This is a genomic window from Fructobacillus sp. CRL 2054, from assembly GCF_028764065.1.
Lineage (GTDB): Bacteria > Bacillota > Bacilli > Lactobacillales > Lactobacillaceae > Fructobacillus.
Map to the genome: position 1 here is coordinate 1 of NZ_JACOFN010000017.1, position 10,119 is coordinate 10,119.

Here is a 10,119-nt window from a genome sequence, read left to right on the forward strand (position 1 = left end):
AGAGTAAATTTGAGCTGGTTACGCGAATATCACGCTATATCCATCGATATAATCATGAACGGATTCATACCTATGAATCGAACCTAGTGATGTAAAAAAAGTGTCTAACTTATTGACATACGAGCAAATCGATATTTCAAATATTCTCATTCAGAGAATAATGAAATTAAAGCAAGTGCTTATATAGTGCTTGCTTTTTTAATTAACTAAAAGAATTCGATGAAATTAAAATTGAAACCTGTTAGAATACTTTAGTAAGCGCTTTTATGGAAGAATTATTAATTTCCATGATTAAACTAATAAAGCTCTTAAAAACCGTTCATGATTTTTAAGAGTTTTTCTATTGAAAAAATTTGAAGTTGCAGCGGTGCTACTTCATGATAAGAGAGAACGAAATGAACTGTGAATTTAAATTAGCTTTTCAAAAAACAATTCCAATTCTTGCCGGTTTTGCCTTTCTAGGGATGGCCTATGGTTTGTACATGAACCAGTTAGGCTTTAACTTCCTGTATCCAACGTTGATGGCCATGACCATTTTTGGTGGATCCGTTGAGTTCGTGGTGGGGAACGCACTGCTGAAGGCCTTTAATCCATGGGGAGTTTTGCTTCTAACGGCCATCATTAACTCTCGCCATCTCTTTTACGGTATCTCCATGTTGGAGCGTTATAAGAACACTGGTTGGCGAAAGGTATACTTGCTCTTTGGAATGGTTGATGAGTCCTTTTCAATTAACTATGCCACCAAGCTGCCAGAAGACGTTGATAGGAAGAAATTCTATTTCTACGTGACACTGCTTGACCATTTTTACTGGGTAATGGGAACCATGGCAGGTGCTTTGTTGGGCTCTCTTATCACTTTCCAAATCAAGGGAATCGACTTTGTCATGGTGGCGCTCTTTATCGTGCTATTCATGGATCAGTACGTCAATGAAGAGAAGCACTTTAACTCGTTAACTGGTATTGTATTAGCTCTTGCTTCACTCTTTATTTTTGGTTTAGAATACTTCCTACCAATTTCAATGCTTTTGATGGTTGGGGTTCTTTACATCCGCTATCGAAAGGAGCAGCAACTATGACATTGAATGAACAGATTTGTACGATCGCCATTGCTGTTTTGACCACGATGGCTTCCAGATTTTTGCCCTTTGTGATTTTTAACAGTAAGAAGCCAACGCCTGCTTTTGTTAGCTACTTAGGTGATAATTTACCTCCTGCCATTCTTGGTATTCTGGTGGTTTACTGCTACAAGACGCAGCTGCTTCATCCGAACTATGATACTTTCTTAGCAGCCATTGCTGGCCTATTGACTGTCGGTGTGCACATTTATAAGAAAAACATGCTACTTTCCATTTTGGTGGGAACGGTTTCTTACGTGGCCTTTGTTTACTTAACTTAGTTAGGCAATGTTGGTAGAATAGTATTAGAAATACTAAAGGAGGGAACGATGAAGATTAAAAAATACTCCGGCTACTTACCTGATAAGTACGGTAAGTTTGCACCGGAAGAATTCCGCCAATCTGGCATCCCCGTTTGCTCATTTCCAATTGAACTTGATGAATTGCCAGAAGGCACGAAGGACCTGGCCCTTACCTTAATCGATTATGATGCGGTTCCGGTTTGCGGATTCCCATTCATTCACTGGTTGGCCATGGGATTTGGGCCAGTTACGTCAATTGCCGAAGATGCTTCTCAAAAGGATGCGAATTTGATTCAAGGGCAGAATAGCTTTGGTTCAAAGTTCTATCCTGACTATGGTGTGAACATTACTCAACATTACGGTGGCCCAATGCCACCTAACTGTGATCACGATTATACTTTGACGGTCTTTGCTCTTGATAAGAAGTTGGATTTGTCGAATGGCTTTTACTTGAACGAGCTAATGAAGGCCATGAAGGGTCATGTATTAGCAGAAGACAGTATTGAGATTTTGGCACAGTCATAAACTAGTAACCGTTTCTTAGACTAGACGGATGAAAGGATTCCATTCATGCTATCACTCATCGGCCTCGGCCTTGTATTTGTTGGTATTATTGTGCTGATTTTTGGAAGTACAGCGCCACTGCTGCGCTTGTACTTCGGTGACCGTTCGGTCATTTCTCAGTTATTCTGGGGAACGGTAATCTTTGGAATTGGTGCGTTGGTATTAATTCTGAACGCGGCTTATTTTTCATAAGTAAGTTAAAAAGTCCTACTGGCGAGAACACTAGTAGGGCTTTTTGTTATCTAAACAGATTAGCTTAGAAAGTGTACAATAGAGTTGAATTTATCTAGGGAGGCATTCATGAAGAAAATTGATGGACACCTACACTTAGTCCGCAACATTGCCGGTTTGAACGGGAAGGGCCGTTTGAATGCTTTAGGTGATGGGAAAGCCATCTGGGATGATGGGACTGTTATTCAGTTGATCCCAGAAGGCTCTGGGGATGATTCCTTTACAGCGGAAGCAGCCATGCAACTGATGGATAAGGCTGACGTTGAAAAGGCTGTTTTGCTTCAAGGTTCTTTGAATGGCTACCAAAATTACTACAGCTACCAAATGATTAAGAAGTACCCAGAACGTTTTATTGGGGCTTTCTCGGTTGACCCATTTGCTGACAATGCGATGGCAATCGTGAAGCGCCATGTTGAAGAACTGGGATTTCGCGCCATTAAGTTTGAGATTTCTCAGGGTGGCGGCTTGCACGGTTACCATGGCAATACACCTTTCCGCTTGGATACGGATGCTCGAGTAGGGCAAATCTTCCACTACTTGGCGGATTATCCAGGCTTCACGGTGACAGTCGACTATGGTTCTTATGACCAGGTTTCCTATCAGCCGGAAGCGATTGCCAACTTGGCAGCACGGTATTCAAAGCTGGACTTTGTTGTTTGTCATTTGTCCTTCCCTTCGGAAGAGCACTTGAACCGTTTGAGGGCTGCCTTGGAACTCTTTAAGGAACATGAAAATCTCTACGTTGATTTATCGGCTATTCAAGATATTCAGGCCGATACGACTTTTCCATACCCTAAGTGCCAGCAGACGGTTGCTTTGGCTAAGGAAGTCTTGGGGGCTAAGCGCTTAATTTGGGGAACGGACTCGCCATGGTCGGCTACCTTTAATTCCTATGAGAATTTGGCCAATTGGTTGGAGGCATCGGAACTCTTTGATGGCGAAGAACTAGCGGATGTTTTATATAATAATGCGGATAAAGTCTACTTCAAGCAGACGGCAGTGGACGCGGCAGCACAGGCTAAAGACCCGGCTCTGAAATAAGAGATAAAGGGGGACGTTATGTCACTATTTGATGAAATTAAAGCGGATCCGATGAACAAGGAGTTCACGGATAAAGGTTGGAATCCAATCTTTAATGCGCCTAAAACGGCTAAAATTGTCATTATTGGTCAGGCGCCTGGATTGCGTGTGCAAAATACAGGGATTATGTGGAACGATGCCTCTGGTGACCGACTCCGTGAATGGTTAGGGGTATCTAAGGAAGAGTTTTACGACTCCGGTGATATTGGCGTTATTCCAATGGACTTTTACTACCCTGGTAAGGCGAAGTCTGGAGATAAGCCACCACGTAAGGGAATTGCTGAGAAGTGGCATCCCCAACTCCTCGACCAAATGGCCGACCGTCAGTTGACGATTCTGGTTGGATCCTATTCGCAGCATTACTATTTGCATCAAAAGTCATCGGCCAAGATTACGGATACGATTCGCAACTACGAGGAGTACTGGCCAAAGTACTTCCCAATTGTGCACCCATCCCCACGTAATAACATCTGGTTGGCCAAGAACCCTTGGTATGAAAAGGATGTTGTGCCAGCTTTGCAGAAGCGGGTGCGTCAGATTTTGGGCCCAGAAAAAACGACAAAATAAGTACGGAAAAAGGAGTTTCCACTTGGAAGCTCCTTTTTTGTTGACTAAATAAAGATGACATAAATGGCGGCTAGCAATGAGCCAAGTACCAAAAAAATCACGTTGTAGTAGGTGAAGTGCAGGATGAAGTTCTGGCGAACTCGGGCAATGGCGTTGGCCTTGACCTGGCGGAAGGCTAGGAGGTTCGCTAATGAGGCAATCAGTGTTCCAAATGCACCGACTGAAACGGCCAGGTAGAGGATACCAGCGTGAGAGGTCAGGGGTGCGAGCAGGGCGGCGACGGGAACGTTTGAAATGACTTGGCTAAGCAGGATTCCAGTCCCAAGCAATTGGAGGGGATGCTCGCCAATCGTTGTGAGCCCTTCCTTGATAAAGGGGATGGCCGTGATGGCGCCAACCAGTAGGAAGAAGTTCATGATGGAGAGAACCACGCCGTAATCGACTTCTTGGAAGGAACGGGGATGGTAGTAGGCGAGTAGTAGCACGGTCAGGACGAGGGCCAGCAAAATACCATGGTGGCTAATTAAGATGGCTAGAATGAGCAAGGTAGTAATGCCCAGTAAGTAATACTGCCACTTCTTCATTTCCCTGATGACGGATTTCTTCTGGATGGCTGGTAGCTGACGGTTTGGTGTTCGTCTGATAAAGATTGGCATGGAGACTAAGGCGAGTAGTGCCAATAAAGCAGCGGGGATGAGATAGTCAATCGGGCTGTTGTGGTAGTGAGCCAGCAGGAAGATGTTTTGCGGGTTCCCGATGGGTGAAATCGCTGAACCAAGGTTGGCATAAACGGTGGCCAGCGAAGCGACTTTGACGGTGGGAAAAATCACCTTTTTAGCCATGGCAAAAGTCAGTGGAACAATGGTTAGAATGGCGACGTCATTGGTGACGACCATGGCGGAGAAGAATGATAGAAGAAAGATAGCGGTGACGAGATCACGGGTGTTTTTAGACTTTTCAATAAAAAAGCGTGCTAAGGCTTCGATGAAGCCTAAGGATTGAAGGAGTGTCACCAGTCCTAAGAGGGCCAGGAGGGATTCAACCGTTTCCCAGGAAACGTTTTTGAAGTGAATACTCCCGAAGCACGCGCAGAGTAGGACGAGTGCCGTTGTGAATAAAAAGAGGGTATCATGTTGTAGTTTATGTAGAATTCGCTGCATGGTTGCTCCTTTTTGCTTTCTCTATTATAACGATAGAACGACTGGTAATGAGTACTTGGTGAAAAAAGTCTTCTTAACTTGTCATTTTTCTTGACAGGGCCCTTAAAACTGCAATACAATAAGAGCAACGAATAACCGATGAAAAGGGAAAGAGCAAAAATCCTTGAAAAAGAGACCTGACGGTTGCTGAGAGTCAGGCAAGGCTTTGTTCATGACACCTATAGAGGCGCTGTTAACCCAGCCGTCTATCCGCGTTAAGGATACCTAGCGTGTGCATGCACACGAAAGTAAGGTGGTACCGCGCCCGAGCGCCCTTAGAGAATGTAGGAAACTACGTTTTCTAGGGGCGCTTTTTTGGTTACTGGTTTGAAACTTAATGGAGGCGACGCATAGGCGTCAATAATATATACATGGCAAAAGCAAATTATCAAAAGCCAAAGGGAACAGCCGATCTCTTTGGACAAGACGTTCTCGCCTGGCAGCGTATCGAACAACAGGCCCGTTTGATTTTCTCCCGTTATGGATACGGGGAAATCCGTACGCCAATGTTTGAAGCATTCGAACTCTTCTCACGTTCAGCCGGTGATACATCCGATGTCGTGACAAAGGAAATGTATGACTTCTTCGATAAGGGTGACCGTCACATGGCCTTGCGTCCCGAAGGGACGGCCGGCGTTGTGCGTGCCTTCGTTGAAAACAAGCTCTTTGGACCAGAACACGAAAAGCCATACAAGACTTTCTACATGGGCCCAATGTTCCGCTACGAACGACCACAGGCCGGACGTTTCCGTCAGTTCCACCAAATCGGTGTGGAAGCCTTTGGTTCAACAGAACCAAGCTTGGATGCCGAAGTGATTACGATGGTCGTTAAGTTCTTGTCTTCTCTTGGACTAAAGGACCTTAAGGTGGCCTTGAACACCTTGGGTGACCAAGAATCGCGTGCTAACTACCGTCAGGCCTTGATTGACTTTTTGAAGCCACACGAAGCGGAATTGTCAAAGGACTCACAGGTTCGTTTGGAAAAGAACCCACTCCGTGTTTTGGATTCAAAGGATAAGAATGACCAAGCCATCGTCGCCGATGCACCAAAGATTTTTGATTACTTGTCAGAAGAATCAAAGGAACACTTTGCGGCCGTGAAGTCTTACTTGGACGACCTTGGTATTCAATACGAAGTGGATCAGACCATGGTTCGTGGTTTGGACTACTACAACAACACCATCTTCGAAGTGATGACGACTGACCCTAACCTGAAGGGGGCTGCAACCATTGCTGGTGGTGGTCGTTACTCCGGCTTGGTTGAAGAATTCGGTGGTCCTGAAACGCCAGGAATCGGATTTGGACTTGGTGTGGAACGTTTGATTTCCTTGCTTGAAGCACAAAACCAGTTGAACTTGGAAGATGCTGGCTTGGACTTCTACTTGGCCCACATTGGGGATGCGAGTCGTGCCAAGACTTTGGAATTGGCAACGAACTTGCGTGACCTTGGTTTCAAGGCGGATCTCGACTTCGCCGGTCGTTCCATGAAGGCTCAGTTTAAGGCGGCCAACCGTCGCAAGGCCCGCTTTGTTATTACAATTGGTGATAACGAGGTTGAAACTGGTCAAGTGAAGGTGAAGGACATGATCACTGGTCATCAAGCCGATATGGACATGAACAAAGTCGGCGAACAAATTGAAAAAGTCATTGCTGAATTAGTGGCAGAGGAGGCAGAATAATGAAGCGCACCACATATGCAGGGCTAGTTGATGAACAATACATCGGGCAAAAGGTAACCTTGGCCGGATGGGTACAGAAGCGTCGTAACTTCGGGGAATTGGTCTTTATTGATTTGCGTGACCGTGAAGGAATCGTCCAGTTGACTTTCTCAGCTGACCAAGCCGAAGCCTTGGAAGTGGCTCAAAAGGCCCGTAACGAATACGTGATTGCCGTTGAAGGTGAAGTTGTCGCTCGTTCAGAAGGACAGCACAACGACAAGATTAAGTCTGGTGGCATCGAAGTGAAGGTGTCAAAGGCTGAAATCTTGGCCGACTCAAAGACGCCTGTCTTCGACATCGAAGATGATGTCAACGCCAACGAAGAATTGAAGTTGAAGTACCGTTACTTGGACTTGCGTCGTCCTCAAATGCAACACAACCTGCGCGTTCGTTCAAAGATTATGTCATCTGCCTACCGTTTCATGGAAGAGCATGACTTCATCAACATCGAAACGCCATACTTGGCCAAGTCAACGCCAGAAGGTGCCCGTGATTACTTGGTTCCTTCACGTATCTACCCAGGTTCTTTCTACGCCTTGCCACAGTCACCACAGCTCTTTAAGCAATTGTTGATGGGAGCAGGATTTGACCGTTACTTCCAAATCGCCCGTTGCTTCCGTGACGAAGATTTGCGTGGGGACCGTCAACCTGAATTTACACAGCTAGATTTGGAAACGTCATTCTTGAACGCTTCTGAAATTCAAGACATCGTGGCCCACTGGGTACAACAAATCATGAAGGACGTTGTCAACTACGACTTAAAGGTCGAAGACATCGAACGATTGACTTGGCAGGAATCAATGGACCGCTTCGGTACGGATAAGCCTGACTTGCGTATCCCATTTGAAATCAAGAACTTGTCTGACGTTGTGAAGGACTCTGACTTCGGAGTCTTCGCTAACGCTGTTAAGGACGGTGGGGTTGTGAAGGCCTTGGCCGTACCTGGTGCTGCCGACCATTACTCACGTAAGGACATCGACAAGCTTGGTCAATACATCGAACGTTTCGGTGCCAAGGGCTTGGCTTGGTTGAAGGTGACTGACGAAGGTTTGACTGGCCCAATCGCCAAGTTCTTCGACGATGATGCCGCTAAGGCTTTGGTTGAGGCAGCCGATGCAAAGGCCGGCGACTTGATGCTCTTCGGTGCTGGCCGTGCCGACATCGTGGCCGCTTCATTGGATGCCTTGCGTCGTTTGACTGCCAAGGAAATGAACTTGATTGACCAAGAAACACCATGGCGCTTTGCCTGGATCGTTGACTGGCCACTCTTCGAGTATTCAGAAGACTTCGACCGTTGGATTGCAGCTCACCACCCATTCACGATGCCAAACGAAGAAGACTTGCACTACCTTGATGAAGGGGAAGACCCACACAAGGCCCACGCACAGTCTTACGACTTGGTTTTGAACGGTTACGAATTGGGTTCTGGTTCAATCCGTATTCACCGTATGGACATCCAAGAAAAGATGCTCCGTGCCTTGGACTTCACGCACGAACAAGCCGAAGAAGCTTTCGGATTCTTGCTTGAAGCCATGGAATACGGTTTCCCACCAATGGGTGGAATTGCCCTTGGTTTGGACCGTTTGGCCATGTTGCTTGCTGGACAAGACAACATTCGTGAAGTGATTGCCTTCCCTAAGAACTCAAAGGCCACGGAACCAATGACCGAAGCGCCAACACCTGTCGGTGCTAAGCAATTAGCTGAATTGGGATTGGAAGCGGACGAACAAACTTCAGAAGATAAGTGAACTTATAATTGAAGTACAAAACGCTCTCTACGGCGGTTTTAGCGACCGGTAGGGAGCGTTTTTATATCCTATTTATGTGACAAATATTTATTTTTGGTACATTTTTGAATTTTATTCCCAATTTTATCCTAGTCTTGTTAGAATATAAGGGTAGTTCATGCCTATGCCATGAACCAGCCAAGGACCAGGCTGCCATTTGGTCAAACAACGCTAGGGACTAACGGTCATTGGCCCAAGTTAACTTAGCGAAAAATCATGCTATCTAAAGTCGATAAAAAATTAGATCACTTTTATTACCACCAGTTCATGGGCGCCGTTTTGTACGGTGTTATCCTGGCTATCGCCCTGAATTACTTCTGGAAGCCCGGCCACATTTACTCATCCGGATTCACTGGTTTAGCCCAGTTAATCGATACGGTGACCGACGGCCGGATTTCTGTTTCAGTCGGAATTGCAGCGGCTAACTTGCCATTGTTGATTATTGCGGCCTTCAAGCTATCGAAGCGCTTTGCGATTTTCACAGCCCTGGCGGTTATCCTGTCCGCGCTCTTCGTGCCAGTCTTTGCGACGAAGACGGTGTTGACGCCAGATCCTTTGATCTGTGCCATCTTTGGTGGTGGCTTGAACGGAATGGCCGTTGGAACGGCCTTGCGTTGCGGTGTTGGAACCGGTGGTTTGGACATTATTGGGATGCTCTTCAAGTTGAAGTACCATACCAAAGTCGGATCGGTTAACTTGGCCTTCAACGCCTTAATTATGATTGGGGCAGGGTTGACCTACGGTTGGCAGTACGCTTTGTACTCCATCATTGGAGTTGTTGTTTCCGCCCACTTCATCGACGTCTTCTACAAGCAACAACAGCAAGTGCAAGAGATGATTGTGACGGACCGTCCTGAAGAAATGTGTGAGCACATTCAGCGCAAGATGCGTCGTGGGGTTACCATCATTGATGCCGCCCACGGTGGCTACACTGGTAAGAATAAGTCCGTTCTGTTAACCGTTGTGACGCAACACGAACTGCCTGATTTACGAGAGGCGATTCACGAAGTTGATAAGCACGCCTTTTATTCTGAATCAAAGGTCGAACACACTGGTGGTCGCTTCTTTGAGCCGGAACCATAATTTAAATATAAAAAAACGAGCATTTCCATTGGGTTGGGACTGCTCGTTTTCTTTATTTTTGAACCATCTTTTGATGGACGATGCCTTCGAGAACGAAAGTGTCGCCAACGGATTCAAAGCCAAACTTTTCGTAGAGGCCAACAACTTGGTGCTGGGCTTCGATTTCGATTTTTTCACCGGGCCAGAGAGCTTCGGACTTGGCCAAGATTTGACGAATCAGTTCGCCACCGTAACCCTTACCACGGGCGGCCAGGGCGGTGGCTACACGACCAAAGTGGGGGTGGCCCTTTTCTTTAAAGAGACGGGCGTAGGCCAAGCAGACACCGTTTTCGATGTAGGCGATGTGGTTGTGCTCGTATGCTGATAAAATGGACAGATTTTATGCATCGTCCACTGTATAATTATCCCAAGACTAAAAAGGAAATCAGCACATGACTAAAAGGCCACGTTACTCACAGGAATTCAAAGATGCC

Annotated in this window: 11 protein-coding genes; 9 read left to right on the top strand and 2 right to left on the bottom strand. The window is 46.1% G+C overall.

The genetic code is table 11. From position 1 onward, the window contains the following. The first annotated feature begins 395 nt into the window (after positions 1-395). From H7198_RS06795 to H7198_RS06820, 6 genes are all read left to right on the top strand, one after another. The gene (locus tag H7198_RS06795) at positions 396-1,076 is read left to right on the top strand and encodes an AzlC family ABC transporter permease (RefSeq protein ID WP_274458990.1); all 681 of its coding nucleotides are present in this window, start codon (positions 396-398) and stop codon (positions 1,074-1,076) included. Beyond that, entirely contained in the window at positions 1,073-1,396 is a 324-nt protein-coding gene (locus H7198_RS06800; RefSeq protein ID WP_274458991.1) for a branched-chain amino acid transporter permease, read from the top strand. Before H7198_RS06795 ends, H7198_RS06800 begins: the two co-directional genes overlap by 4 nt. 48 nt (positions 1,397-1,444) lie before the next feature. Continuing rightward, the gene (locus tag H7198_RS06805; RefSeq protein WP_274458992.1) at positions 1,445-1,942 is read left to right on the top strand and encodes a YbhB/YbcL family Raf kinase inhibitor-like protein; all 498 of its coding nucleotides are present in this window, start codon (positions 1,445-1,447) and stop codon (positions 1,940-1,942) included. Positions 1,943-1,987: 45 nt separating this feature from the next. After that, positions 1,988-2,173, top strand: coding sequence for a hypothetical protein (locus tag H7198_RS06810; protein ID WP_274458993.1), 186 nt, complete (start codon positions 1,988-1,990; stop codon positions 2,171-2,173). A gap of 108 nt (positions 2,174-2,281) precedes the next feature. Beyond that, the gene (locus H7198_RS06815) at positions 2,282-3,253 is read left to right on the top strand and encodes an amidohydrolase family protein (RefSeq protein WP_274458994.1); all 972 of its coding nucleotides are present in this window, start codon (positions 2,282-2,284) and stop codon (positions 3,251-3,253) included. 18 nt (positions 3,254-3,271) lie between these two features. Continuing rightward, the gene (locus H7198_RS06820; RefSeq protein ID WP_274458995.1) at positions 3,272-3,859 is read left to right on the top strand and encodes a uracil-DNA glycosylase family protein; all 588 of its coding nucleotides are present in this window, start codon (positions 3,272-3,274) and stop codon (positions 3,857-3,859) included. 44 nt (positions 3,860-3,903) lie between these two features. Here H7198_RS06820 and H7198_RS06825 read toward each other — a convergent pair whose 3' ends face one another. Further along, the gene (locus H7198_RS06825; protein ID WP_274458996.1) at positions 3,904-5,019 is read right to left on the bottom strand and encodes an SLC13 family permease; all 1,116 of its coding nucleotides are present in this window, start codon (positions 5,017-5,019) and stop codon (positions 3,904-3,906) included. Positions 5,020-5,429: 410 nt separating this feature from the next. On the opposite strand from H7198_RS06825, the gene hisS reads away from it, so the two are divergent. The 3 genes from hisS to H7198_RS06840 all read left to right on the top strand — a co-directional run bounded on the left by hisS (position 5,430) and on the right by H7198_RS06840 (position 9,646). Beyond that, positions 5,430-6,737 (top strand): histidine--tRNA ligase, encoded by a 1,308-nt coding sequence (gene hisS, locus H7198_RS06830; protein WP_274458997.1) that lies wholly within the window; start codon positions 5,430-5,432, stop codon positions 6,735-6,737. Further along, complete coding sequence (aspS, locus tag H7198_RS06835; protein ID WP_274458998.1) at positions 6,737-8,524, top strand: aspartate--tRNA ligase; 1,788 nt, start codon at positions 6,737-6,739, stop codon at positions 8,522-8,524. The genes hisS and aspS overlap by 1 nt, the downstream gene beginning before the upstream one ends. A gap of 255 nt (positions 8,525-8,779) precedes the next feature. Continuing rightward, positions 8,780-9,646, top strand: a complete 867-nt coding sequence (locus tag H7198_RS06840; protein ID WP_274458999.1) for a YitT family protein — start codon at positions 8,780-8,782, stop codon at positions 9,644-9,646. Positions 9,647-9,698: 52 nt separating this feature from the next. On the opposite strand, the gene H7198_RS06845 is transcribed toward H7198_RS06840, so the two are convergent. After that, positions 9,699-10,022 carry a GNAT family N-acetyltransferase gene (locus tag H7198_RS06845; RefSeq protein WP_276057429.1) on the bottom strand — a complete coding sequence of 108 codons (324 nt, stop codon included), beginning with the start codon at positions 10,020-10,022 and terminating at the stop codon, positions 9,699-9,701. Between the last annotated feature and the right edge of the window lie 97 nt (positions 10,023-10,119).